Below are 25,619 nucleotides of genomic sequence, written 5' to 3' on the forward strand. Positions count from 1 at the left end.
AGGAAATGTTCACGCACTTCCTTCTTGGCACCACGCAGCGCCATCGGCAGGGTATTCCCGCTCACTTCGCGCATGATTTTCCCCAACATCATTTCGTTGAACTTAACCAAATCATCGAAAACAAACATTTTTTGCTTGATGGACAAGAGCTTATCGGGCTGGCGCTCTTCCAGGTTGCGGGTGAGATTAACCAACATATCTTCATCGAGTTTGTTGAAAATCGACACCAATTGGCTCTCGATCCGGGCTTCAGCGCTGTTTCCGGCCTTGGCGAGCACATCTTCACGCAATGTGTTTTCGATATTCTGAATCGTATCGATCGGCAGCTTGTCCATGCCCATGATGCGCTCGATCAGATCGGCGGCGCGTTCGCCCCCCAAAAGCGGCAATACCTTTGCCGCGACGTCAGGCCGGATTCGTGTCAGGATGACCGCGATCGTCTGGTTGTGTTCCTTCTGAAGAAAGGCGACCAACTCCTTCTCGTCCAGATCCGACAGGTCTTTCCAAACGTTATCGATCTTTTTGCCGTCAATTTCCTGCAAAATTTCAGCAACACGATCTTCGGGGAGGAATTCTTTCAGCAATCCGCGCGCAGCATCAATCGAGCCGACCACACTGCCGCTATGATTCACTTTTTCATCAAATTCCGCGATGATTTCTTCGACAATACCAGCGTCGACTTCGCCCATCGTCGAGATAGCGGTAGTGATCTGGCGAATCTCATCAACATCAAGCTGCTGCATGATCGCGCCGCCCCTCTCCTCACCCAAACACAGGAAAAGGATCGCCGATTTCTGCGCGCCGGACATGTGGCGATGTTTGCGAAGGGGTACAAACTGGTTCATGAGATCGTCGATTCCCGCAGGCTGGATATTATCGCACAAGGATAGCCGAAACTATTCTTGTTTGACATGGCTATTTATGACCGCGGCGGTTTATCCGGAAACGTAGGATTGAATCAGCGATCCAGCCAGCATGTACCACCCATCGATCAGTACGAAAAAGATGACCTTGAAGGGCAGCGAAACCAACACGGGCGGCAGCATCATCATGCCTGCGCTCATCAAAACCGATGCCACGATCAGGTCGATCGCGATGAATGGCAGGTAAATCAGAAAGCCGATGGTAAACGCGCGACGCAGCTCCGAAATCATGAAGGAGGGCACCAGCACCCGCCAGCTTGGCAGCGCAGCAGGCCCGTCCGAGGGCGGTGACGCTTCATCCGCAATATCAGTGAAAAGCTGGAGATCCTTGTCGCGTGTATTAACCAACATGAAGTTGTAAAACGGCTCGGATATATTACGCACGGCTTGCTCTTCGATGATGGCGTTTTCCATCAAAGGGACCAGCCCGCCCTCCCACGCATCCTCGAACACCGGCTGCATCACAAAGAAGGTCATGAACAGCGCCATAGCGTTCAACACGATGTTCGGTGGCGTTTGGTTCAGCCCAAGCGCAAGCCGTAACATCGAGAAAACAATGACAAATCTGGTGAAGCTCGTGACCATCACCAAAAGCCCCGGTGCCACGCTCAGGACCGTAATGATCGCAAACAGCTGGATCAGACGGCCCGACAGGCTGGCCCCCTCGTCCGTGCCCGGCGTTACGTCACCGAAAGCCGAAGAGAGGTCCCGCACCATGCTGCCAAGGTCTGCCTCTTGCGCCCATCCAGTCGATGCGGACGCGACGACACCAGCCAAAACCAAGGCCAGACCACACATCACGCGCGGTGCAAACAGGGGCAGCAAACGGGGGTACATCAGATTTCTGAGACGAAGTCTTTGACGATCTCACGCAGCGCAACTCCAAGGGAATCCCCCTGCACGCGCACCAGATCACCGCGCGCGACCATGCGATCGTTAATCATGATGTCAACGGGTTCACCCACGCGGCGGTCAAGCTCGATCACCGACCCTTTGGTCAGGTTCAGCAGCTCCGAGATCGGCATACGGCTGCGCCCCAGAACGACACGGACGTCAAGTTTGACACCAAAAATCGCATCGAGGCTTTTGCCATCCAGACCCGCCGGCGCTTTGGTCTCTGCATCCTGAGCGTTGCTGTCAGTCAGGTCTGCTTGGGTTTTATCCTGGTCATTATGTAGCATTATTCAGCAATCCTTGTGGTTGCGGTCAGTTCAACGGCGGCGGTTTGCAAGGCGCTGCGCACGGCCGTGGTTGCCTCTTCAAGATCGTATTCCAGCTTCCCGCCCTGCCAGACGACCCGCGCCGCACCACGGGGCAGATCGCTATCCGCGACAATCTTGATCGACGCGGCGTCTGTTGATGCAGGTAGCCAAACCGGCGGCTCGGCTTTCAGCCGCGCGGCGACTTCGGGGCAGGCGGTAATGGACAGAACCGGTGTACTGCGGCTTAGGGCGACGCTTTCACGGATGCGACCAATGGCCAGATCGACGCCGTAGTTTTGCAGCAACTCTGGTACAAGCCGGTCGCCGATGCCGAGGAAGAGTTCCACGATATCAGTCTCTGTTGCACGGCATTGTCTCGTATCTTGCGCGATCAGCGCGGCAAGCTGCGCACGGATTTCAGCGCTCTCCGCCTCTAGTCGTGCATCCTCTTGCGCGTCAAACTCCGCCTTTGCATCTTGCTGCCCGACGGCGCGCCCGGCATCAAAGCCCTGCTTGCGCGCTTCGGCAAGACGCAGGTTCAGCTCTTCCTCGTCGATTGTAGTGACGGGCGCCGCGGGCGCATTGTCGCTGTCAAAATTCCGGGCGAAAAGATCGATCATGCGCCTGCCTCGGCAGGAAGCCACGACCGGATCACGCGCAGAACCTCTTGGGGTTTCTCATCTGCAAGCTGTTGGATCGTCTCGATCTTTTTCTTATGGAGATTCCCGCGGATGCCTTCCTTGCGCACGTATTCAGCCACTTCAGCAGCTTCGATATCCTCATCCGTGACAGTCAGCGGGTCGTCATCCTCGGCAATATCCGCGACGGCTGGCGTGGTGCCGGGCAGCTTGGGGCGCTGGCCTTCCGCTGTCAGTGCGGCGGGTTCGGCGGCCTTTTCTGCGGTCAGGGCGGGATCTTCGTAACTGTTGAGCTGATCGCCTTCGCTGAACTTGCGCAGCATGGGCCGCACGCCAAAGACGAGGATCAGGCCGACAACCAGCAGGGCCAGAACACCGCGCACAATAGACACAACATTCTCGGTCAGCTCATCCCCGATAGATTTGTCGATCGGATCGCCAAGATCCATCGAATAATCCATGAACCGCATACTATCGACAGAGACACTATCCCCGCGTGTAGTGTCGAATCCGACGGCGGTTTTGACCAGTTCGCCTAGCCGCGCGAGCTCTTCCGGCGTGCGTTCAGCGTAGATCACATCTGACCCGTCAACGTTGTAGATCCCATTCACCAGAACCGCGACCGACATGCGCCGCACGTCGCCGGCTTCGCGCACGATCTCGCGGCGGGTGTTGCCGATCTCATATTGCACGATCTCATCAGCCTCGGACCGACGGGTCGATGTCCCTGCCCCATTGCCATCGGCCAAAGCGGCAGGGATGTTGTTTTCCACACCGACGTTGCCTGCCTCTTTCGTGCCGGTCTGGTCTTCGGACTTCGTCTCGGTCGACCGCACGACCTGCTGGTCGGGGTCGTATGTCTGCTCGACAATGACTTCGCGCTGCGTGGTCAATTCGACGTTCACATGGACGCGCGCATTCCCCGCGCCGACCCGCGCTGTCAGGATGTTCTGGATCTCTTGCGACAGGCGGTCTTCAATGCCTGCTTTGGCGGATTGGACGCCGCCTTGGCTGCTACCGTCCGGCCCTTCCGCCAGGATCGTCTCGCCACTGGCCGACAGAACGGTGACCCGCGAAATATCCAGATCAGCAACGGCAGAGGCGACCAGATTGCTAACCGCCACGGCCTGCTTACGGGTTACCGCACGGCCGGATTCGGGGCGCAGGATGATAGAGGCACGCGGCGCAGGCGCATCGCGGGAGAAAGGCTCGCGGTCGGGCAACACCAGATGAACCCGCGCAGACGAGATCCCGTCAAGCGTCTGGATGGAGCGGGCGAGCTCCCCCTCCATCGCGCGCATCTTATTGATCTTCTGCAGGAAGGAGTTCATCGCCAGCCCGCTGCTTTCGTCGAACAGCTCCCATCCCGGATCTCCATCGATGGGCATGCCGGTCTCCGCCAAAACCATACGCGCCCGCACCGCGTCCCCGCGGGGAACCGAGATGCTGGTACCGTCTTCAGAGACCATGGCATTGAAGCCGGCGTTTGCCAGAGTCGCCTCGATCGAATTGGCGGAGGTGATCGACAGATTCGAATAGAGCGGCGCGTAGTCCGGACGGGTCACAGCACCAATGCCGAGAATCATCAACATCACTACACCAATGCCCGCCCCGCCAAGCATCATGAGCTTGTTTTTACCGAGCGACTTGAGATTGTCGATTAATCCTTGCATGGGGCCCCTCAGCATCGATTTGTTGTGAATATATTGATCAATTCATGCCTCAAGGCAAGTATTAAACAATTTTTAACCTTGTGTTTTTGCCCTTAAAAGGGGAATGTGGCATTAACACCAAGTTAAGGTTTCCACATGGCCGACAAAGCGAAAAAAAAGCCAGCTGCGGCAAAGCAGGCCGCCTCTGCTGACGCAGCGGACCGGCCACGCGGGTCGCGTAAAATGCTGATCGCGGCCGCGCTCATGTGCGTGGTATCCTTGGGCGGCGGCTTTTTCCTTGCCCGTGCGGCCTACGTCAAAGACGCCGAAGCCTTCGAGCCCGAGTATAAAAGCGAAGAAGCTGATCAAACGGACACCAAGGATGATCACGCCGACGCGGAAGATCATGGTAAAGACGATCATGCCAAGGACGAGGGTGATGCCGAAGACCACGCCGATGACACCAAGGCCGCAAGCACAGGGCTGATCGATCTGGGCGAGATGCTGACCAACATCCAAGGTTTCGATCAGAACGGCACGCCGACATCGGCGTTTCTTAAGGTGAACCTGATGGTCGCCTACCGGCCCGATGCGGGCGCGGACAAGCTGATGGTCGAACGCCAGCCCTTCATGCGCGATCTTTTCAACGGCTACCTGCGGGGGCTGACCGAAAACGACGTGCGCGGCATGGCGGGCATTCTTTATATCAAGGCCGAACTGCTGAAACGGGCGCGCGCCGCCGTGGGCAGCGATCTGCCGCAGGAAATCCTGATCAAAGACCTGATCGTGCAGTAGGAGGCGGCGATGAGCGAGAGCGACACAACAGCACGGCGATCCGACGAAGCAGGCAGCACCCTGATCGACGAAATCATCCGCATGTCGGATTTCACGTTTGATCGCCTGCCCATGCTCGACATCATTGGCGATCGCATGGTCGAAAACCTGTCGGTTGCCCTGCCCGACCTGATGCGCGCCATGTGTGAAGCCTCACTCGCCTCGCTTGACTATATCCCTATGGGCAAAGTGATAGAAGGGCTGCCCAAGCCCACGTTTCTGGCCGTTGGCACAGGTCACCCCTTTGTCGGTGAAATCCTTGTGGTGATGGATCAAGCGGTGCTTATGACCGCGGTTGAACTGATGCTGGGCGGGAACGCCAAGAACGTCGATCTCGACAACACCGATCCCTTTACCGCGATCGAGCTCGGCTTTGGCGAACGGCTTGCCTCTGCCGTCTTTGCCGAGTTGGAGCGGTCTTTGTCGGTTGTGGGGGCGGCGAACCTCGAACTCGATCGAATCGAAACCGAGGCCGAAGGTGCCGCGATTGCCAAAAACACGAGCCTTTGCGCGCGGTTACGGCTGTCGTTGACCCTGGCAGGGAATACCGGAAACCTTGATCTAGTCATCCCCTATGACGCACTTGAACAGATCTTGCCCGACTTGGGGAAAGTCTATTTCGGCGACCGTATGGTGTCGCAAGACCAGTGGCGCGGGTTGATCGGGGCGCAGATCGAACGGGCGAACGTCGATCTGGATGTCGTCCTGTCCGAAAACGTCTTTCCGCTCCAAAAAATCATGTCATGGCGGCCCGGCGACACCATTGATTTCGGCATCGAGGAAGGCCGCGATGCCACTGTGACCTGTGCCGACACCCCGATGTTCAACGTGTCGTTGGGCAAACGCAACAACGGCTATGTGGCTGTACAAATTACCGAAAAGCTGGAAATTCTGGAGGACCACGAAGATGATGGCAACGATAGTTGACAGCCTGATCGTCGTATTGCTGATCGGCAGCATCGGCTATGGCTACGTGGTTTCGATGAAATTGCGCAAGTTGACGGCGACGTTGAAACAGCTTGAACCGCTGGTCGAACAATTTTCCTCTGCGGTCGATAAATCCGAACAATCTGTGCACCACATGCGCGAAAGCATCGAAACCGCGCAACGTGCGCCGGCCCCCGTCGAAGCGCCCCCCCCGCCCGAAGAAACAGCCGCCTCTTTCGCCAGCCGCCGCGCGACCAAGCAAGCGCCGGCAGAACGCAATGGCGTGCGCGTGGTACGGGATAAAAAAGAGATGGTGCGCGCGTTTTTCGAAAATTCTTCTGCGGCAAAGGGCTGATAGATGTTTGGACCAGGTATGTTGAACGGGAAAATTATCCTTGGAGGGCTGGCCCTGACGCTCTGCGCCAAAGCCGCGCTATCCTTTCCTGAATTGCCCTTGTTCAAGGATAGTGCGCTGCCGCAGCAGCCGATGGTCGTTCTTGCCGCTGAAACCAAAGAGGAAACGGGCCTGCAACCGGTTCAGGATGCCCCGCCGCTGGTGGGCAACCTGCCCGAACTTTCAAACGGTTGCGAAGCGCCCGAAGACGTTTTGATCTCGCTCACGAAAGAGCGCGAATTGGTGCGGTTGCAGCAGGAAGAGCTGGAAAACCAACGTGCTGAGTTTGCGCTGGCCCGCGAGCGGCTTAACATCGAAAAAGCATCTCTGACCGAGCTCAAGACCTCTATCGAGGATCTGCTGGGCCGCGTTGATGCCGCGCAGACCGAAGACCTTGATCGTCTGATCCAGCTTTACACGAATATGAAGCCGACCGATGCGGCGCGTATCATGGATGATCTGGACATCGAGACGACGATTATGATCCTTGGCACCATGAAGCCAAGAACAGCTGCGCCTATCCTTGCAAAGATCCCGCCTGTACGGGCGCGCGCCGTCTCCAAAATCATTCTGGAACGTTCGCAGCTTCCGGCGGATCAAGATCTTACAGGTATCAAGCTTCGTTAATATGGATCGGTCCGCAGGGTAGACCCCTGCGGTGCCGCCCGCTTTTTATTGTTGCGCAGGTCAAAGACGAAGCTGATGATCTCGGCGACAATTTCCCAATGGGCGACGGGAATGACCTGATCGACGTCGATCTCGTCATACAGCATTCGCGTTAACGGTTTATTCTCGATCATCGGAATATCGTGCTCCGCAGCCACTTCGCGGATGCGCCGCGCCAGATGATCTGCGCCTTTGGCGATACAGACCGGGGCCATATCCTGCGCCGGGTCGTATTTCAGCGCGATTGAATAATGGGTCGGGTTGGTCAGAATGACATCTGCCAAAGGCACAGCAGTGATTGTACGCTGTTGTGACAGCTCGCGCCGGCGACGCGCCCGTTTCTGCCGGATTTCGGGGGAGCCTTCGGATTCCTTGTGCTCGTCCTTGATGTCTTTCTGGCTCATCCTTTGCTTGCGCCGCCAATCAAAACGACGCCACAGAATGTCGGCAATCGCGATTGGCACAAGCAGAATTGCAGCCGCAATCAACAGCTTAACAGCAGCGGCGGTCAGATAGCCGGGCAGATGCTCGGGGATAAAGCCCGACGAGGTCCAGATGCGCCGCACCGCTTCATTCGTGAACCACACGGCAAGCCCACCGATTGCCAAGACTTTGACGATACTTTTCGCGAATTCGACCAGCGCATTCGCCGAAAAAAGACGCTTCAACCCTTCCAGCGGTGACAATTTGGAAAGCTTTGGTTTGATACGCTCTGCCGCAACGACGGTTTCCCCCTGAATCACCGCGCCAATCGCGCCGCCCAAGAACAAAACGCCAAAGATAGGAAGGACAGCCCACACGATCATATAGAAGAATTCGCTCATGATCTGCCCCAGCCGGATCACCCCCGGCTCCCCCGTGGCGACCATCAGATTTGGGGAATGGTCCAGCAGAACTGACAGCGCGACGACGATTTGCGGGGCCTGATAGGGCAAGACCAAGGCGGCGATCCCTAACATCGCCACGACAACGACCATGTTCCCCGTCTCCTTTGAAGACGGGACATCCCCTTTCTTGCGCGCGTCCTTAAGCTTCTTTTCGGTCGGCTCTAGGGTCTTTTCTGTGCTGTCGCTATTCTCGGCCATGATTAGATCCTAAAGCCCATGATCCACTCCTGGAATCGCACTAGGAAGTAATCAAGCATGGCTGGCACGGCGATAGCAAGGATCAGCAGCCCTGCCCCGATCAACAGCGATGCCGCTACGAAAAACACGGGCAGTTGTGGCATCATCCGGTTTGCCAGCCCCATGCCAAGGTTCAAAATCACCCCCATCACAAAGAAGGGGGCCGCAATTGCCGTCCCGATGTAAAGGCTCGCACTCGCGACACGAAGTATTTGATCAGCAAGATCGGCGAGCACGAACTGTCCGGGCGGGAACACCTGATAACTGGCAAGCAATGCGCGGATGATCAGATGATGGGTGTCTGTGACAAAGATCATGGTCACCGCGCTCATCAGCAGCAAGGTCGCCACCATCGTCGCGCCTTCAAACGACCCGAACGACGGGCCAAAAGCGTTTGCCAAACCAGACACCTGCCCGACCTGAAACCCCGCAAACTGCAATGCTGACAACAGGATACGCGCACAAAGACCAATCCACAGCCCGATCAGCACCTCGGCGCCCAACAGGAACACCGCGGTCACCGCGCTATCAGGCAGCGCGCTTGCAATGGGTGTCAGCGGAAGCAGGGAAAGACTGATCAGCACCGCCAAGGACAGCCGCGGGCGCACTGGAATCTGCACCTCCCCAAACCCGGGCATAAACATCAGCGCCGTGCCAATGCGGGCAAACACCACGAAAAAAGAGAAAAATAGCGTCGAAATGAAGGGTTCGATTGCCACGATCGGTTAACCGACGGTGCCAACAGTACGTAGCGACGCTTTGCGGTGGACTTCGTTGTGCGAAATCACTTGGGTCATGGGGCTCACCCGTTCGAGGATCGACCGGACGTAGGGCCGCGCTTGCGGGCTGACCAAAATGGCCGGCCATTCATCTGCGCTCGAAAACTTCTGGATTTCCTTGCGTACTGCAAGAACAAATTCCTGCACCCGCGACGGCGACATCAGGAAGGTTTCTTCCCCGTTCGCTTTAGAGATCGAAGTCGCAAGCTCGCGCTCCCAATCTCCACCCAGATTTATGACGGGCACATATCCTTGAGAATCCTTCAAGGATTGGCAAATTTGTTTGGCCAGTTTGCTCCGGGCGTGCTCGATCACTGTGCGGATATTCTTGGACGTGGCGCTTGCCTCCGCGACCGCTTCGATGATCATCGACAGATTTCGGATCGACACCCGCTCTGCAAGCAGCGCCTGCAAGACATGCTGCAACATAACAGCCGAGCTGCTGTCAGAGCCGCTTGAAAGCAGTTTCTGATATTCCTTGCCCTGCCCCTCGATCAATTCCTGCGTCGCGGCATAGGTCAGGATCTCGGGCATATGCTCCTTGATCACCTCGGTCAGATGCGTGGTGATCACGCTTTCCGGATCAACGACAGTCATCCCCATGAGCTCTGCTTCGGATGCGCGCGTTTCGTCAACCCAGATCGCTTCCAACCCGAAGGTCGGTTCGCGCGTGCGTTTGCCGGGAAGGTTAATTTCTTGGCCCGACGGGTTAATCACCATCATCATCATCGGGTCCACTTCCCCACGGGCGGCCTCCACCCCTTGCAGGGAAATGGCGTAGGTATAGGCGGGAAGCTCCGCATCGTCCTTGATCCGAACCAACGGCAAGACAAACCCGAAGTCTTTTATAAACAACGACCGGAGGCTTTTAACCTTACCCGGCAGCGCCGCATTGACCGAGGTAATCATCGGCACGAGACCAGAGCCGAGATCCAGCCGTACATCATCAACGCGCAGCATATCCGACAGCTTGTCTTCAGCACTCTCAACAGGTGCCGCGTCACGCGCGGCGGCGAGTTTCTCGGCCTTGTCCCGCTCTACAAAGGACTTCTGCATGATATAGCCAAAGCCCGCCATCCCGGCAGAGAGCGCGAGAAAGATCATCAACGGAAAGCCGGGCAGCCAACCGATACAGAATGTCAGTCCCGCCGCGACATACAAAGCCTTGGGGAAATTGCTGAGCTGCCCCAAGACGGCTTCGTTCGCCGCACCCAGTGTTCCGCCCTTGGTCACCAGCAAACCAGCGGCAAGAGACACGACCAACGCCGGGATTTGCGTGACCAAACCGTCACCGATCGTTAGCACTGTATAGCGGCTCATCGCGTCGCCCACGCTCAGTCCGTGGCTGATCATACCGATCATAATGCCGCCAAAAACGTTGATCAGCGTGATGATCAACCCAGCAACTGCATCCCCGCGGACGAACTTGGACGCACCGTCCATCGCCCCGAAGAACGAGCTTTCTTCCTCGACCGTTTTACGCCGTAGTTTCGCCTCCTCCTCCGTAATGGCACCGGCGCCGAGGTCAGCATCGATCGCCATCTGTTTGCCCGGCATCGCATCCAGCGAGAATCGCGCCGCAACCTCCGCGATTCGAGTAGAGCCCTTAGTGATGACGATAAAGTTAATGATCACCAGAATTGTGAAAACAATAATGCCGATGATGAAGTCGCCGCCCAGAATGAACTGCGAAAATCCCTCGATGACATTCCCCGCAGCGCCCGGCCCGTTATGACCTTCACTCAAAATTAATCTGGTGGAGGATACGTTCAGCGCCAGACGCAGCATCGTGACGACCAGCAAAAGCGTCGGAAAGGAATTAAATTCCAAGGGTGTACCGATCCACAGGGCCACCATGAGAATCAGAACGGACAACGCGAGGGAAATCGCCAAACCCAGATCCAGAAAGAAGGGAGGCAAAGGAATAAACAACATCGCCAGGATGAGAACCATCCCCACGGCGAACCCGATGTCGCGATTGGCACCGCTGAGCTTGGCAAAGCTGAAGGGCTGCGGATTTGTGTCTGGTGTCGCCACGCTCAGTTGACCTCTGCGTAATGGGGCAGGATGGGGGCCAACGCCTGCGTAGAATAGATTGACAGCGCGCCGCCCGCTTTGCCGGAGTTTGCACCGCTCAGATCGGCGCTCCAGTTGAAATCGGGCATCTCGCGGGTGACTGCAACCTGCTGCGGGGTGCTATTGCCCGGGCTGACATCACTTGCAAAGCGGGTCAGGAATGCCTGGGCGATGCGCTGGTTCTGCTGCAACTTCTGCAGATAAACAGCTTTGTAGCTGGGGTTAGACGAATGGTACCGGCCGGCGGCCTGCCACCAATCGCCTGTCTCGTGATATAGCGCGGTCAGAAAACGTGCGGCATAATCGACGTTATGCGCTGGCGTCGTCGCCTCTTCCAGCGAGGAGAACTGGTCGCCATGCCACCGTTGGTTAATCTGCATGCATCCCACATCCGTGGACCGGATGCCGCGGCCCTCTGTCTCGCGCACATGCGCTTCTAATGCGAGCTTGCTGCCAAAGAACGTGCCGGTACCGTTTGTGTTTGCGGTCCACGGCCATACCACCAGCTTGTTGTTCACCTGACGGCCAGCTTCCTGAATCCCGATCGCCAGCAACAGGTTACCGGGAATGTTATAGCGCTGTTCAGCCAAAAGGATCTCGTCCACGCAGACGCGCATCGGGTTTGACGTGGCGTTTTGCCGACCCAACTTCACGGCAGGAGCGGATGACGTGTAAAACCCCGTCCAACCGCCTTTGTCCGCCAAGGCAGAGACGGGCAGCAAGAGAACCATGAACAAGACGGTGAGGCGCACCCTAGAGCCCCCCGTTGGAGACAAGATCAAACACCCGGTCCGAGAGCCCGACAAGTGTCGAAAAAATAAAAGGAATGCTGATGGCGAGCGTCACAAAAATCGCAGCGATCTTGGGCACGAACGTTAGCGTCATTTCCTGAATCTGTGTCAAAGCCTGGAAAAACGCGATGGCAAGCCCGACGCCAAGCGCCACAACAAGCACAGGTGCCGATCCGATCAATGTCACGGTTAACGTCTGCCGGATGATTTCGTAGATAGTGACAGAATCCACAGCGGACCTCCGAAAAACATGGCGCGTGTTAACCTGACGTTAAACCGGCATACGCATAACTTCTTGGTACGCTTCCACCAGTTTGTCACGCAGCGCGACCGAAACCTGAACTGTCTGCTCCATCGCCATGGTGGCCTGAACAACCTCTTGCAGGCTGGCTTGCCCTGTCAGCCCCTTGATCGCCATCTGGTCGCCTTCGCGCACCGAATCCACGGCCTGCGACGCGGCATCGCCGACCATCTGGGCAAAATCCTTGGGGGCGGGACCAGCGGGTTTTGCACCCCGCGTTTCGCCCTGCACCGTCTTTGCATAGGCGGCTTCAACATAGGACGATCGGATGGCGGAAAAATCTGTCATTCTGGCACCTTACTTCAACAGCTCGACCAACTGACGGCGCATGTCACGCGCCTTGTCCAGCATCGAAAGGTTTGCTTCATAGCTGCGCGCGGCTTCACGCATATTGCTCATTTCGATCAGCGGGTTCACGTTCGGCATCTTGATATAGCCGTTCTGATCCGCCGCGGGGTGCGATGGTTCATACCGCAGCGTGAAATCGGCATCATCCCGCAGCACGCCTGCAGACTGCACAATCGCCGCCCCCGTTGAAGGATCCGTAGCGCTTTCGAAAGAAATCGTCTTGCGCTGGTATGGGTCACCCCCCGCCGTTTGCGCGGTCGAACTGGCATTAGCAAGGTTTTCAGAGACGATGCGCAACCGGTCACCCTGCGCCCGCATCCCGCTGGCTGCTGTTGCTGAAATTCTGGAAAGGGAATCCATCGCGCGTCTCTCCGTTATTTCCGGCCAGCGACGGCGTAGACCATCTCGTGCGCTTTGCGGTACAGGCTCGCGGCCATTTGAAACTGACCCGAGGCGCTGTTCGCCTCGACCAACTGCTCTTCCAGGTTCACATTATTCCCGGTTGCCGTAGCGCCACCCAGAACCCGCGCCTCAACCACCTCGGCCTCCTGCAAACGTTGCGACCGACCTGCGTCTTCCAAATAGCTGGCAAAGCTTTGCACATCCTGCGCGCGGTATCCCGCAACGTCAGAATTCGCGATGTTCTCCGACACGACATTCTGCCGCGTGGCAAGCCACTGCAAACGCTTGGGTGCAAGGCTGAACAAGGATGTGGGATCTGTATTCATACTAGACTCATTATTTATCCTTGTTATATAGCAAGGATAGAATATTTTCGAAAGAGTATATTTTGACTTCTGCCTTCGCAAACCTGCAAAAGTCCATCTATTCATGCGCCAGCGCAAAGATCTCGGGCACCGTCAGGTCCATCACTGGCATGACCCTCACCGTCAGCGGGCTAGAGGCGATGGCAGCGATCGGCAGCCAATGCCGGGTGCACACCCCCGCAGGACACATCGATGGCGAAGTCGTCAGCGCGCAGGGCAGTGATCTATGCGTTCTGCCGTTCGGCACATGGGAGGGCGTGTCCGTCGGGAATACCGTCGAATTGATCGAGCACGACGATATGGTATCCCCCGACGACAGCTGGATCGGCACGGTGGTCGATGCGCTTGGCCGCCCCCTCACGCAATACACCCGCGCGCGCCGCCCGCGCCGCAAAACCCGCTTTCGCGCCAACCCACCCGGTGCATTCGACCGCAAGAAGGTGGGCGAGAAGCTGGAAACACAGATCAAATGCATTGATATTTTCACCCCGATTTGTCGCGGCCAGAGGATGGGTGTTTTCGCGGGTTCCGGTGTCGGTAAATCGACCATGATGGCCATGCTGGCCCGCAATACGGATGCCGATGTGATTGTCATCGGGCTGATCGGCGAACGCGGCCGCGAGGTGCAACAGTTCATCCAAGAGGATCTGGGCGAAGAAGGCATGGCGCGCGCCGTTGTCGTCGTCTCTACCGGGGACGAGGCACCGCTGCTGCGCAAACAGGCCGCATTAACCACGACCGCGATTGCTGAATACTTCAAATCGACGGGAAAGCAGGTGTTGCTGCTGCTGGATAGCGTCACCCGTTTTGCGATGGCGCAGCGTGAAATCGGCCTCGCCCGCGGCGAGCCGCCAACCCTGCGGGGCTATCCGCCGTCGGTGTTCAGCGAACTGCCCCATTTGCTGGAACGTGCCGGCCCCGGCATGGCGGCGGAAGGTGACATTACCGGTCTTTATACGGTGCTGGTGGATGGGGACGATATGAACGAACCCATCGCGGATGCGGTGCGCGGGATCGTGGACGGGCATCTGGTGCTCGACCGGCGCATCGCCGAACAAGGGCGTTTCCCCGCGATCGATCTGCAAAAATCGCTGTCGCGGATGCTGCCGGGCTGCCACTCTCCCGAAGAATACGAGATCACCAAAGTCGCGCGCAAGGCTTTGGGCCGCTACGCCGATATGGAAGATCTGATCCGATTGGGAGCGTATAAAGCCGGGTCCGACCCGGAAACGGACCAAGCCATCACATTTTTCCGCGCGGCCAGCCCATTTCTGTCACAAAGCCGCGGCGACAAGACCCCAGCCGCCGAAGGCTTTGCCGACACCTACCGGATGATACTGGAATCCGGCATCGACGACCCGCTGCGCAGCTTTTTCGAAGAACGCGCCCGCGCCGAGGCGACGACAGCGCAATAAAAAACCGGCGGGACGTCTGTCCAAGCCGGTGTTTTGTGTCGTCAGGGCCCCTCCCCACCAGTGGCGGAGAGGGGTTTTTCATATAACGCCTAAACCGAATTAACGGAACAAGCTCAGGATGTTCTGAGGCGCCTGGTTTGCAATCGACAGGGACTGCGTCGCCAGCTGCTGCTGAACCTGATAGGCCTGCAAACGCGCCGCTTCTTCTTCCATATCCGCATCAACCATCGAGCTCACGCCGGAATCCAGCGTGTCTGTCAGGCTGTCGATGAACTGCATTTGGCCGTCGAGAGCGTTTTCGGTGATGCCTAGGGATGTGGCAGCTTCAATAGAAGCTGCTAGCTCGGCCTCTGCATCTTGCAGTGCTTGCTCCATGTCGATTACATCAGGAGTTCCTGATGTTTCGCTGTAGACCTTAATTCCTTCGAATGCTGTCTTGATAGCATCGAGATTCACACCTTCAAACTTGAATGTCGTAGTAGCAAAAGTACCGCCACTGCGTGTTACCCCGTTGGTAACTATCACACTGTTATCAGGGTTGCTGTCGGCGGTCCCATCCATACTATTGCCATCAACTAGGTTGTCGCCATTGAACGTAGCCTGCTCGATTGCCGTCCCCATGTTTTTGACGAGTGCATCAATTTCAAGCTGTACATCAGCGCGATCCACGCCATCAGTTTGTGCAAACGCAACACGTTCGACGATTTGCTGAGCTATGTCTGCAACAGTTTCGGCACCTAAACGAGCCGTCGCGACGGAGTTCTTGGTCGCAGTCATGCCTTCGTTGATGGCTTTGAACATGCCGCTGTCGCCTTTCATCGTCTCGGAGACGGCGAAATAGGCGGCGTTGTCTTTGCCAGACGCCACTTTCAGACCCGTGGAAACACGGTCCTGTGTTTGGTTGAGCCCACGGTTCACGTCTTTCAACGTGGCCAGAGCGTTAATTGCTGAGCTATTTGTGAGAATGGACGACATTTAATGTTCTCCTTGTTTCTCGTATTGATCCAGTCTTCTGACTGATACTGACTTGCGCCAGCTTTGTTATCTGGTGATTAGATTAAACTGGCTTCACGACTGCCATGCCAGCTTTCTCCCACCAAAGACGGAGGGAGCGTTCTTATAAATCGCCGAGGCGAGATTAACGGAACAAGCTCAGGATGTTCTGAGGCGCCTGGTTTGCAATCGACAAGGACTGCGTCGCCAGCTGCTGCTGAACCTGATAGGCCTGCAAACGCGCCGCTTCTTCTTCCATATCCGCATCAACCATCGAGCTTACGCCGGAATCCAGCGTGTCTGTCAGGCTGTCGATGAATTGCATTTGGCTATCAAGAGTATTTTCAGTGATGCCAAGGGACGTTGCTGCGGTAATTGCTTCACCAAGCTGAGCTTCTGCTGTGGCAAGCTTCTCAGCCATAGTAGTACCACCGGTATTAGCAGCTAAGGATTCCAAGTCAATTGTAGCAAATGCATCCTTGATCGCAGTCAAGTTAACTTCATTAAACGCAAACGTAGTCGCGGTAATTCCGGTGCCAGTACGTTTGATACCATTTACCACCGATACCTCGGTTAGCGGGTTGCCGGCTGAGTCATTTTTGTAAACACCATCGACGAGGTTGTCGCCGTTGAAAGTTGACTGAGCGATCGCCGAGGTCATATTTTCGACCAAAGCATCGATTTCCAGCTGGACGTCAGCGCGATCCACGCCATCGGTTTGAGCGAAAGCAACACGCTCGACGATCTGCTGCGCGATGTCGGAAACGGTTTCGGCACCCAGACGGGCTGTCGCGACGGAGTTCTTGGTCGCGGTCATGCCTTCATTGATGGCTTTGAACATGCCGCTGTCGCCTTTCATCGTCTCGGAGACGGCGAAATAGGCGGCGTTGTCTTTACCGGACGCCACTTTTAGACCCGTGGAAACACGGTCCTGTGTTTGGTTGAGCCCACGGTTCACATCTTTCAACGTGGCCAGAGCGTTCATTGCGGAGGTATTTGTGAGAATGGACGACATTTAATGTTCTCCTTGCTTCTCGTATTGATCCAGTCTTCTGACTGAGGTCAGCCGTAAAAGGCTAACCTGAACTACATAGCAGTTCAGGTTAAAGCAGGGTTAACAAATTGGGTAAAATCGACGGAACGCGCGTTAGAATTTCTGATCGACGTGCATATTCTTATCCGCAACGCCGCTCACACGTTGGCCCATCTTGCCATAATTTCCGTCTAGCGCGTTACGATTACTGATTTTTTTGACCTCGCGCAGAATGGTGCGGGCGGCGACGGCCATGCGGGATAAAATTGCGCTATCCTCTTCAATCGCCCCCTTTAACTGCTTGAGCTGCGCCTTCACCTCCAGCTCAACCATAATCGGGTGCTCCATAAAGGGTTCGACCAGCGGGGTTTGTAGCTCCAGCCACTTCAACGCGCGGGATTTTTCTTCGAAGATCGCGCTAACGACATCCAGATTGCCGGCTTTGATCGCCTCGACCTCGCGGTTCAGCACGTCGATGGTGTCGTGGATTTTCGCGACATAGGCGTGAATATTTTCCTCGTCCTGCGGGGTCAGCACCAACTGGTCAGGGGCCTCGCCCTCGGGCGCGGTGCCGCGTTGACCGAAACGGAAGGTGCGCGGGGTCATTCGCCCTGCTCCGAAAATTTGGCTTTGCCCTGCCCGTAGGCGTCCAGCATTTGCGACACGCTACCGGAAAAGCCCAGGCCGCCCTGCTCTACCAACTGGCCAGCGACGGCTTCGGACATGAAGGACCGCCACATATCCGCCTGCTGTTCCCCGCCGAAAGCAGAGGCACCGGCGGTTTTCATCATCTCGTCCACGAATTGGGTCAAGAACACCTTTTCGAATTCTTTACCTGTCTGCACCGCGCGGTCGGGTTTGGCGATATCGAAACTAGGCAGTGACGGGGGGATTGAACCGGTCATCAGATAATCTCCAGATCGGCGTGAAGCGCCCCTGCGGCTTTGATGGCCTGCAAAATCGCAATCGTTTGCCGTGCGCCGACGCCGATGGCGTTCAGCCCGTCGACAAGCTCTTGCAGGCTCACGTCACCGTTAAGAATGGTAAAGCTGCCGTCAGTTTCTTCGATATCAATCTCGGTCTCCGGCACAATCACTGTCGTCCCCCCGATAGAGATAGGTTCCTCGCTGATCACGGCCGTATTCCCGCCAAGGCTGATCGGACCGGGCTGGCTGACGCCGAAATTCTCGCGCACGCGCACGGTCAGCCCCCCCTGGCTGATCGCGACCTGCGCGATCCGCACGTCCGAGCCCATGACGATGGTGCCCGACTTTTCGTCAATCACGACCCGCGCCACGGCGTCCGGCGTGACCAGCAGGTTTTCCACCGCCATGATCGTCTCGGGCGCGTTGCGTTTGTCACCGACCCAGACCTCGATCGTGCCAGAATCCAACACCTCGACCTGACTGGATCCAAGGTGTTTCGCGATGGCTTCGCGCACGCGATCCGCCGTGGTGAAATCAGGGTTGTTCAGCGCAATCCGGATACTGTCGAGCTGAAAGAGGCTGAATTCGATCTCGCGTTCGACGATAGCCCCGTTTTCGATCCGCGCAATGGTCGGCACGCCATCCACAACGCTCGCGGCATTGCCATCCACCCGGTAGCCCGAGGCCGCAACGGCGCCCTGCCCCACGGCATAGACCTCACCATCCGCGCCCGTCAGCGGGGTGATCAACAAGGTGCCGCCCCGCAGACTTGTCGCATCTCCAAGCGAAGAGACGGTGATATCGATGGGCGAGCCGCGCCGCGCAAACGGGGGCAGCTTGGCCGTCACCATCACGGCGGCGGTGTTCTTGGTTTTCAGCGCCTCGCCATCAAGGTTCGCAACGCCAAGCCGTTCAAGCATCCCGCGAATGGATTCACGGGTGAATGGGCTGGAGTTCAGCTTATCCCCCGTCCCCAAAAGCCCGACAACGAGGCCATATCCGATCAGATGGTTTTCCCGCACACCTTCAAAATGCGCAATATCCTTGATCCGGACCTCGGCCCAGGACGGCATCGCGGGCACAACCAAAAGTGCTGCGGCGGCAAGGGCCCGCAGGCAGCGCAACAGGCGGGTCATGGGGCGTCGCTGGCTGTGCGCCATTGCGAAATCTCCGGTACAAGAACAGTTCAACTATCCTTGGCATAATCACGTAATAACCGGATTTATACAAGTTAAATCATCTATTAATTGTTGCTACCGCAGAATATACTTGCTACCGATAGGAATAGTCAGGGTTTAGGGCACACAAACATGCGCATGTATATTTTCGAACAGCGGAAAGAACGATGCGCCGGCCTTACGGCAGAGCTGCGCAGCGCAGGTATCGAGCTTCAGTTCGTCACCGCCGAGTTTTTCACGACGGGCCTTGGCCCATTGCTGCAACCGGGCCATCAGACCAATGCGGTTCTGATCGGTGAATGTGACGATACGCGTGAATATATCCGCGCGATGCGTACCGCAGGCTGCGTCAACCCTGTCATCGTGCTCAAGGATTTCCGCAACGCCAAGGATACGTCGGACCTGCTGAACCTTGGCGCGGATGATGTGATCGTCAGCCCGATCCGTGGGGCCGAAGTGCTGTCGCGGACCAATTCGATCATCCGGCGTCACTATGGCCATGCTTCTGAAAGCGTGATCGTCGGAGAGCTGACCGCCTATTTCGACGGGCGCGATCCGATTGTATCGGGCAGCCGCATCAAACTGTCAAAACGCGAATATTCGGTGTTCCAGCATCTTGCGCTGAACTCGAACAAAGTCATCTCTAAAGACGCGATTTATGACGCAATCTACGGCAGCAGCATCGATCAGCCCTTCGATAAGGTCATCGATGTCTACATCTGCAAACTGCGCAAAAAGCTCGCTTCCGCGTCGAAATCAGGCTGGCAGTATATCGAGACCGTGCATGGCCGCGGCTACAAGCTAAGCTCGCCCGAGGTGACGTCGAAAGCCGGCTGATCAGCGCAGGTAATTCAGGATCGACAGGCTCGAAAGCCGCGAGGAGACCTGATAGCTCGCCTGCAACTGTGTCTCGAGGCTATTCATGCGCGTGATCGCCTCGTAGGGATCAACACTTTCGTAGTTCGAGATTTGCGTCCGCTGCACAAGCGACAGATCGGTCAGCTGCGTTTGGGTCTTCTCGACGATCTGCTGGTTGAACCCGATCCGCGCCGAGATATCCAACATACCCTCTTGCGACGCCGACAGGCTATCGACCACCTCTGACATCCAGGTGCTATAGGCCGCTTCGTCCATCTGGCTCACGTCGGTCACGGCCAGCATCGCCAACCCTTTGTAGGCATCGCGGAAAGACTGGTCGTTGGCGCGCACGCCGTAGACGACCTCTTGTCCGGTATTCACCCAGGCGCTGATCTGTTTTGTCTCGGCCCCACTGGCATCACGCTCGGGCGAGCCTTGATAGAAGGTGCCCTGAAAGTTCCGGCTGGCGTCGGCGTCTTGCGAGTTGAACACGGTCTCTAGCTGATCCGCGATGGTTTGGGCGCTGGCTGGGTCGGTTGGACCGGCGCCAAAGATTTCTTCGACCACCGATTGCGGTGAACGGCCTGTGTCGGCACTGGTTTCGGGCCAGCGGGTCAGCGAGGTCTTGTTGGATTCCAGCCCCGAAAACAGGTTCTCGCCATTATACGACGTGTTCATCGTCGACACGAGGCTTTCCAGCGCGGCGCGGGCCTGCATCTGCAACACCTCGGCCCCGTTGCCATTGCGTGTAGCATTGACCAGCGCGCTTTCCAGCACCGATTGTACCTGCGTACGTGCCGCATCGACGGACGCAAGCATCGCGTCAAGCTTGCTCGCCAGCACGTCGTTCGATGTCATGAAGGTCTGGGTATTCGCCTCGCGCCCGTGCAGCTTCATCACCGAGGCCGCGCGCGGGCCCAGATCGGCATAGATGTCGGCCTTTTTTCCGGTAGAGACTTCTTCGCTCACCCGTTGCAATTCCAGTGTCGTGCGCTGCACGTTCTGACGGTTGAAAAGGTTAAACTGGAACGACGAAAAACTGCTGATACCTAGAACCATTGTCCCTGCCTCATACCGCTGCGATCAGCGTGTCGATCATCTCTGACACCGCTGTAAGCACTCTGGAGTTTGCCGCATAACTTTGTTCGATCAACAGCAGTTGCTGCATCTCGTCATCAATATTCACACCTTCAGAGTTGCGCCGCGCCGACATCACGACCTCGGCCGCAGAGGCCGCGGCGTTAAAGTCATTCTCTGCCCGCGCGCGCGTGGCCGCTTGGCTGGTGATCATCTCTGCCGAAAAATCACGCAAGGTGACCTCGGCGGGAATACCCGTGCCCGTCGCTGCATTCATCGCCGTGTCGAGCCCTGCCAGAAATGCGTTGATCTGCACCGTTTCAGACCCTGCACCGGGGGAAGTGGCCCCCAGACCATCGCGGATACGCCAAACCTCCGCCTCGCCGGTAGAGGAGATCTTGCTGTTTATTTGCAAACGGCTCGCCAGACCTGTGATATTCGCCGGATCAAACGCGATCCCGTTATCTGTGAACAGCCCCGCTTCACCCGGTGCAAGGCTGGCATCCGCCTCTTCAAAGGTCTGGATCAGCCCCCGCGCGTATTCGTCCAACTGTTGACTAAACTGCGGTATAGTCTCTCTCTTCAGCTCGGAAAGCCCCGCAAGACTGCCGTGCTGAATACCACGTACACCGTCTTTGAACGGGGTGATGTCCTGATTACCCGCCATCAATGTGCCGTCGCTGGGGTTAAAGGTCACATCCTGCACGACGCGCCCCTCCAGCAATGCGGCCCCGCTGACCGTATACAGGCTGATCGATCCGTTCGAAGACCGATGTATCCGCGTGTCAACGATCCCGGAAATCTGGTCAAGGATCGTGTCGACCTTTTCATCAAACTGCGCGGCCTCCAGCGAACCGGGGGTAAAGCCGCTGCCCGAGGCATTCAGATCGCGCAACTGGTATAGGGCCGTGTTCAGGTCCGCGACTTCATAGCGGATTTCCATATTCACGTCGTTCAACGTCGTGGACAGCGTTGTCGCTGCCCCTTTGACCGACCGCACCAAATCCTCTGCCGCCAGCGCAACCGATGTCTGCGCCCCGTTCGACGACGGCATATTGACCAGCGTTGTCAGGCTGTTCTGGAAATCGTTAAACCGGTCTGCGGGCGATGTGCCGTCACCGGGTTGCCCCAGATAGGCGGTATAGGTGGTCAGCCCTTCCTGAATAGACTGATACTGCGTCATCCGACTGTTTTCGAGCCGCGACATCCGTTGCAGCGTCGCATCAACCTCGCGGCGGACCTCGCTGATGACGGCACCGCCCTGCCCGCCGCTGGCGGTGACCAGCACCGCCTCGCGCCGGACATAACCGGGGGTCATCGCATTCGACACGTTATCGGCCGCAATCCGCGACTGACCCTGTGTCGTATGCAAACCGGCTGTGGCCGAATTCAGCGCGCCCGAAAGGCTCATGTCATGCTCCGGTCAGACCGTCTGGCTTATCGTTTCAGACGGGTGGTTTCATCCATCATATCGTCGACGGTAGTGATCACTTTGGCATTGGTCGAAAACGCCCGCTGCGCCTTGATCAGGTCGGTCATCTCTTGCGCAATGTCCACGTTAGACCCTTCAAGCGCACCGGCGTTGATCGACCCCACGGTCGAAGAATTGGCCTGCAAAGCAGAGAACGACCCTGTTTCACCCGACAGGCGATAGGCGTTGCCCTTCACTTCGACCAGCCCGTTGGGGTTGGCGACGACAGCGACGGGAATGTCATAAAGCGCGCGGCGCATGCCATTATCGAAAACGCCGAACAATGTACCGTCTTCGGTGATCTCGGTGCGCACCAGCTCGCCCGCGCTGGACCCGTCCCGATCAAACGCGAGGCTGAAATCCCCCGCGAACTGGCTGATCCCGTCAAATGCGCCGGGCTTGCCAAGAGTGATGTCGATCTCTTGCGGGACAACCCCGTTATCAAGGGTGATCGTCGCCACGCCTGTCGCAGGGTCCACGGTAAAGGCGGCAGGTGCCGTCGCGGTGGAATTGATGTTGCTATAGCTCAGCGGAGAGCCCGCCGCAGGTCCGGCGTTGTTGAACTCGATCGTGACACTGCCAAGCCCATTGCCATTCTGATCCGCAATCGCCAGATCCCATGTGTTCGCCGTGGTGCCAGGTGCCCAGGAAAAGCTCACGCGCTGGCTTTCACCCAAAGCGGTGAACACCTCGGACGAGGTGACAAAAGGTGCGCCGGGATCGGCTTGGCCTGTGTCCTGCGATGGCAGGTTGCCAAAGGCGGTGATGGTCGACGTCACGCCGGCAGAGATGTTCAGATTGCCGATGTTAACCGTTTCCATATCCTTGAAGGACGTCCGGTCGACCGACCCGATGTCCCCTTCCAGCCCGTAAGGGTAGCCCGCAAGATAATAACCCGCCGCGTTCTTCAGGTTGCCCTGCTCATCCGGCAAGAACGACCCCGCGCGGGTCAGCATGTAGTTGGTCTGCACTGTCTCGTTCGGGTTCATCGACACCGCGAAGAAACCGTTCCCGCCAATCGCCAGATCGGTAGAGGAGTTGGTCGAGATCAGGCCGCCTGCTGTCGCGATGTCCAGCTCTTCAACGGCGTTGACCGACAGGACCCCGTCGCCATTCCCGCCCGAGGCAGTGGTCGTGACCATATGCGCGAACCCGCGGCGGTACCCCACCGTGTTCGAGTTTGCGATGTTCTCAGAGATGCTGCCAACCGCCTTGGAGTTGGCGCGCAGCCCGCTGACACCCGTCTGAAGCGCGCTTGAAATGCTCATTTTCCTACCTCGTTGTCGTTCTTGGTATTCTTGCCTAACAGGACAAATAATCGAATTGGTTTAAAGAAGGTTAAATTTTCGCGATTTATTTTTGTCTAACCTTGGTTTAGCTGAAATTTGCAGCCGAGTTCATGGAGATATCCCTGAATTCGCGATGCTCTCAAAGGCATTCTCTAGCTGCTCCAACCGCTTCGCCGCCCCGCCCGCGCTCAGCGGCAGCACGTTATCGCGCACCTCCGATATGCTGTTTGCCAGTGAAATCAGATCTTTAGACGGCGTGAGACTGGGGAAGGAACGCGTCACCTGCTGTAGGGTCTCTTGATCTTCGGACCGATAGGCCGCGATCAACAGGCGTGTGGCATCCTGCAAGGAAAAATCCTGCGGATATGTCCGCCAAAGCTGCGAAAGAACGTCCGCCGCCTGCGGCCAGCGCTCCTCCTCCGACAGCGCGAGCCCCACATCGCGCAAATGCTGCGCCGTTGGTGCATCGACGGACGCCTTTAGCAAAGCAGGCTTATCCCCCAGTTTAGAGAGGGTTTGCGCCAGCAAACTCTGATGCGCCTCCTCCATCTCGGGGGCGACGCTGACGCCCATCAGTTCCAACGTCAGCCGTGCATCGGCGAATTGCCCCCCCTGCACCTGCGCTTGCGCAAGCTTCATGTTCAGGCGGAAAATCTCGGCCGCGCGGGAGGTGCCTTGTTCTTCCTGCTTTTCTTGCAAGATACGCACGGCACGACGGTATTCCTTGGCCGCCAGATCGGTCGACCCCAGTTTCAAGACGTAGTCACCCAGTGTTTCAATCTGCGCCGTGAACCCGTCGGTATAGCGGAAATAGGGCAGCAAACGCAGATGCAGCGCGACCCAAGCCGACAGCGGATACTGCCCCTCGCCCCCCGCCTTATAGATATCTGCCAGCAATTCTTGCGCCTGCGCCTCAATCGGGGCGGCTTCGGCAGGTTCGGGGAACCGCAGCAGAATACGGCCAAGGGTCAACACCGCTTCGGGATGATTGCCCAATGCATGGTACACCCGTTCAAGCCGGCGCAAGACTTCCAGCTCGTACCGCCCGCCGCGCCACGCCTCTGATCCGCCCTCTAGGGTCGATTGTGCAGCCAGCAACGCCCCCCTTCCGCCATCGGCAAGCGCCATATCCGCAACCGCCAAACGGGCGCGCACGGCGTATTGGTCCCAGCCCTCTGCCGCTTCCAGATAGATCTTGAGCGCGGTCGCCGCGTCCCCACGCTTTTGCGCGGCCCGTGCACGCAGGAATGTACCGGATTCAGCCCCCGCCAGCTCTGGCATTTCGTCCAGCAGGCGCAGGGTCGCGTCGACATATTCGCGCTTGTCCAGCTCAATCGCCGCTTCAAGCAACACCGGCAGAACGGCCCGCACGACGGATTCCGGCTGTGTGCTCAGCCCGCCAAAGCTTGGCTCGATATTATCCGACAAGCGCCGAACGTCGGAGGTGGCAATCGCGTCCAGACTGGCCCAAAAGGCGCGATCCGGTCGGTTGCCTGCCAGCGGAGACGTGTTGAAAGGTGGCGTTACCGCGGTCGGTGCTTCCCCCGCCAGCAGACGCACCGCGTCGGACAGTGCACGGTGACGGCGTTTATGAACCGGCGTGTCAGGGGTCACTTCGGCAAGGATAGAGCCCGCCTCGAACAGCAGCATATGGGCCATATACAGTTCGGCCACATCCATCATCACCCGCGTCTGGTCGCTGCCCCGTTGGCTGCCGAGCTTGGCAATGCTGTGTCGCAAATCATCGCGCAACCCGTCCGGAGACCAGCGCCGCAAATCCAGATCCCGCCGCCATGTCTGCCCTGCGTCCAACGCGCTGTGATCCAGCGTATCAACCACATCAGAGGGCGCGGCCACAAGTACACCCGCCGGAACCGCAAGAACCAGCAACGCCTTAACGACCGTTATGCAAATATACTGGCGCACACCTATCCTTGAGAGTGTAAATAGAACTTGC

Annotated in this window: 28 protein-coding genes; 6 read left to right on the plus strand and 22 right to left on the minus strand. The window is 57.5% G+C overall.

What is annotated here, in order from left to right; genetic code table 11:
• The 5 genes from AADW22_RS16255 to fliF all read right to left on the minus strand — a co-directional run.
• Window positions 1–809, minus strand: an 809-nt coding sequence (locus AADW22_RS16255) for a flagellar motor switch protein FliG (RefSeq protein ID WP_407474696.1), incomplete at its 3' end; no start/stop codon positions are given.
• Between the two features lie 126 nt (window positions 810–935).
• Window positions 936–1,760, minus strand: a complete 825-nt coding sequence (gene fliP, locus AADW22_RS16260; protein WP_180829517.1) for a flagellar type III secretion system pore protein FliP — start codon at window positions 1,758–1,760, stop codon at window positions 936–938.
• Window positions 1,760–2,104, minus strand: coding sequence for a flagellar motor switch protein FliN (fliN, locus tag AADW22_RS16265; RefSeq protein ID WP_064216629.1), 345 nt, complete (start codon window positions 2,102–2,104; stop codon window positions 1,760–1,762). Before fliN ends, fliP begins: the two co-directional genes overlap by 1 nt.
• Window positions 2,104–2,745 (minus strand): flagellar motor switch protein FliH, encoded by a 642-nt coding sequence (locus AADW22_RS16270; protein ID WP_407474697.1) that lies wholly within the window; start codon window positions 2,743–2,745, stop codon window positions 2,104–2,106. The genes fliN and AADW22_RS16270 overlap by 1 nt, the downstream gene beginning before the upstream one ends.
• Window positions 2,742–4,436 (minus strand): flagellar basal-body MS-ring/collar protein FliF, encoded by a 1,695-nt coding sequence (gene fliF, locus AADW22_RS16275; RefSeq protein ID WP_407474698.1) that lies wholly within the window; start codon window positions 4,434–4,436, stop codon window positions 2,742–2,744. Before fliF ends, AADW22_RS16270 begins: the two co-directional genes overlap by 4 nt.
• A 135-nt stretch (window positions 4,437–4,571) precedes the next feature.
• On the opposite strand from fliF, the gene fliL reads away from it, so the two are divergent.
• From fliL to AADW22_RS16295, 4 genes are read left to right on the plus strand one after another with little or no spacing between them, the layout of a single operon-like run.
• The gene (gene fliL / locus AADW22_RS16280; RefSeq protein ID WP_037966637.1) at window positions 4,572–5,210 is read left to right on the plus strand and encodes a flagellar basal body-associated protein FliL; all 639 of its coding nucleotides are present in this window, start codon (window positions 4,572–4,574) and stop codon (window positions 5,208–5,210) included.
• A 9-nt stretch (window positions 5,211–5,219) separates the two neighbouring features.
• Window positions 5,220–6,176, plus strand: a complete 957-nt coding sequence (locus AADW22_RS16285; protein ID WP_407474699.1) for a flagellar motor switch protein FliM — start codon at window positions 5,220–5,222, stop codon at window positions 6,174–6,176.
• Window positions 6,157–6,531, plus strand: coding sequence for a flagellar motor switch protein (locus AADW22_RS16290; protein ID WP_407474700.1), 375 nt, complete (start codon window positions 6,157–6,159; stop codon window positions 6,529–6,531). The genes AADW22_RS16285 and AADW22_RS16290 overlap by 20 nt, the downstream gene beginning before the upstream one ends.
• A gap of 3 nt (window positions 6,532–6,534) precedes the next feature.
• The gene (locus AADW22_RS16295) at window positions 6,535–7,197 is read left to right on the plus strand and encodes a MotE family protein (RefSeq protein WP_005849044.1); all 663 of its coding nucleotides are present in this window, start codon (window positions 6,535–6,537) and stop codon (window positions 7,195–7,197) included.
• On the opposite strand, the gene AADW22_RS16300 is transcribed toward AADW22_RS16295, so the two are convergent.
• From AADW22_RS16300 to AADW22_RS16335, 8 genes are read right to left on the minus strand one after another with little or no spacing between them, the layout of a single operon-like run.
• Window positions 7,194–8,321 carry a flagellar biosynthesis protein FlhB gene (locus tag AADW22_RS16300; protein ID WP_005849043.1) on the minus strand — a complete coding sequence of 376 codons (1,128 nt, stop codon included), beginning with the start codon at window positions 8,319–8,321 and terminating at the stop codon, window positions 7,194–7,196. The two genes, AADW22_RS16295 and AADW22_RS16300, sit on opposite strands and share 4 nt — an antisense overlap.
• A gap of 2 nt (window positions 8,322–8,323) precedes the next feature.
• Window positions 8,324–9,079, minus strand: a complete 756-nt coding sequence (locus AADW22_RS16305; protein ID WP_278425743.1) for a flagellar biosynthetic protein FliR — start codon at window positions 9,077–9,079, stop codon at window positions 8,324–8,326.
• 6 nt (window positions 9,080–9,085) lie between these two features.
• Window positions 9,086–11,176 carry a flagellar biosynthesis protein FlhA gene (gene flhA, locus AADW22_RS16310; RefSeq protein ID WP_407474701.1) on the minus strand — a complete coding sequence of 697 codons (2,091 nt, stop codon included), beginning with the start codon at window positions 11,174–11,176 and terminating at the stop codon, window positions 9,086–9,088.
• Window positions 11,177–11,178: 2 nt separating this feature from the next.
• A complete protein-coding gene (locus AADW22_RS16315) occupies window positions 11,179–11,967 on the minus strand; it encodes a lytic transglycosylase domain-containing protein (RefSeq protein ID WP_235183703.1) in 789 nt (262 codons plus the stop codon).
• Between the two features lies 1 nt (window position 11,968).
• Window positions 11,969–12,238 carry a flagellar biosynthetic protein FliQ gene (locus tag AADW22_RS16320; RefSeq protein ID WP_005849035.1) on the minus strand — a complete coding sequence of 90 codons (270 nt, stop codon included), beginning with the start codon at window positions 12,236–12,238 and terminating at the stop codon, window positions 11,969–11,971.
• Between the two features lie 39 nt (window positions 12,239–12,277).
• Window positions 12,278–12,595, minus strand: a complete 318-nt coding sequence (locus AADW22_RS16325; RefSeq protein ID WP_005849033.1) for a flagellar hook-basal body complex protein FliE — start codon at window positions 12,593–12,595, stop codon at window positions 12,278–12,280.
• A 9-nt stretch (window positions 12,596–12,604) separates the two neighbouring features.
• A complete protein-coding gene (gene flgC / locus AADW22_RS16330) occupies window positions 12,605–13,015 on the minus strand; it encodes a flagellar basal body rod protein FlgC (RefSeq protein ID WP_074636865.1) in 411 nt (136 codons plus the stop codon).
• Window positions 13,016–13,029: 14 nt separating this feature from the next.
• On the minus strand, window positions 13,030–13,383 hold the full coding sequence (locus tag AADW22_RS16335) for a flagellar basal body protein (protein ID WP_005849029.1): 354 nt from the start codon (window positions 13,381–13,383) through the stop codon (window positions 13,030–13,032).
• Window positions 13,384–13,445: 62 nt separating this feature from the next.
• Between AADW22_RS16335 and AADW22_RS16340 the strand changes: the two genes are divergently transcribed.
• Complete coding sequence (locus tag AADW22_RS16340) at window positions 13,446–14,837, plus strand: FliI/YscN family ATPase (protein ID WP_184583845.1); 1,392 nt, start codon at window positions 13,446–13,448, stop codon at window positions 14,835–14,837.
• A gap of 99 nt (window positions 14,838–14,936) precedes the next feature.
• Here the strand turns inward: AADW22_RS16340 and AADW22_RS16345 are convergent, their stop codons facing one another.
• The 5 genes from AADW22_RS16345 to AADW22_RS16365 form a co-directional block, all read right to left on the minus strand.
• Window positions 14,937–15,812: a flagellin gene (locus tag AADW22_RS16345; protein ID WP_407474702.1), complete on the minus strand. Its 876-nt coding sequence runs from the start codon at window positions 15,810–15,812 to the stop codon at window positions 14,937–14,939.
• A 163-nt stretch (window positions 15,813–15,975) separates the two neighbouring features.
• On the minus strand, window positions 15,976–16,845 hold the full coding sequence (locus AADW22_RS16350) for a flagellin (RefSeq protein WP_407474703.1): 870 nt from the start codon (window positions 16,843–16,845) through the stop codon (window positions 15,976–15,978).
• Between the two features lie 132 nt (window positions 16,846–16,977).
• On the minus strand, window positions 16,978–17,469 hold the full coding sequence (locus AADW22_RS16355) for a flagellar biosynthesis protein FlgI (RefSeq protein ID WP_407474704.1): 492 nt from the start codon (window positions 17,467–17,469) through the stop codon (window positions 16,978–16,980).
• Window positions 17,466–17,768 (minus strand): hypothetical protein, encoded by a 303-nt coding sequence (locus AADW22_RS16360; RefSeq protein ID WP_304950978.1) that lies wholly within the window; start codon window positions 17,766–17,768, stop codon window positions 17,466–17,468. The genes AADW22_RS16355 and AADW22_RS16360 overlap by 4 nt, the downstream gene beginning before the upstream one ends.
• A complete protein-coding gene (locus AADW22_RS16365; protein ID WP_184583851.1) occupies window positions 17,768–18,925 on the minus strand; it encodes a flagellar basal body P-ring protein FlgI in 1,158 nt (385 codons plus the stop codon). The genes AADW22_RS16360 and AADW22_RS16365 overlap by 1 nt, the downstream gene beginning before the upstream one ends.
• A gap of 174 nt (window positions 18,926–19,099) precedes the next feature.
• Between AADW22_RS16365 and AADW22_RS16370 the strand changes: the two genes are divergently transcribed.
• Window positions 19,100–19,804: a response regulator transcription factor gene (locus tag AADW22_RS16370; protein ID WP_005849021.1), complete on the plus strand. Its 705-nt coding sequence runs from the start codon at window positions 19,100–19,102 to the stop codon at window positions 19,802–19,804.
• Here AADW22_RS16370 and AADW22_RS16375 read toward each other — a convergent pair whose 3' ends face one another.
• The 4 genes from AADW22_RS16375 to AADW22_RS16390 form a co-directional block, all read right to left on the minus strand.
• Window positions 19,805–20,884, minus strand: a complete 1,080-nt coding sequence (locus AADW22_RS16375; protein WP_340289394.1) for a flagellin — start codon at window positions 20,882–20,884, stop codon at window positions 19,805–19,807.
• Window positions 20,885–20,894: 10 nt separating this feature from the next.
• Window positions 20,895–22,313 (minus strand): flagellar hook-associated protein FlgK, encoded by a 1,419-nt coding sequence (flgK, locus tag AADW22_RS16380; RefSeq protein WP_064216619.1) that lies wholly within the window; start codon window positions 22,311–22,313, stop codon window positions 20,895–20,897.
• A gap of 26 nt (window positions 22,314–22,339) precedes the next feature.
• Window positions 22,340–23,641 carry a flagellar hook protein FlgE gene (locus tag AADW22_RS16385; protein ID WP_005849017.1) on the minus strand — a complete coding sequence of 434 codons (1,302 nt, stop codon included), beginning with the start codon at window positions 23,639–23,641 and terminating at the stop codon, window positions 22,340–22,342.
• A 129-nt stretch (window positions 23,642–23,770) separates the two neighbouring features.
• Window positions 23,771–25,588, minus strand: a complete 1,818-nt coding sequence (locus AADW22_RS16390; protein WP_407474705.1) for a tetratricopeptide repeat protein — start codon at window positions 25,586–25,588, stop codon at window positions 23,771–23,773.
• Between the last annotated feature and the right edge of the window lie 31 nt (window positions 25,589–25,619).

The sequence above is a fragment of the Sulfitobacter sp. PM12 genome (assembly GCF_045586035.1).
Taxonomy (GTDB): domain Bacteria; phylum Pseudomonadota; class Alphaproteobacteria; order Rhodobacterales; family Rhodobacteraceae; genus Sulfitobacter; species Sulfitobacter pontiacus.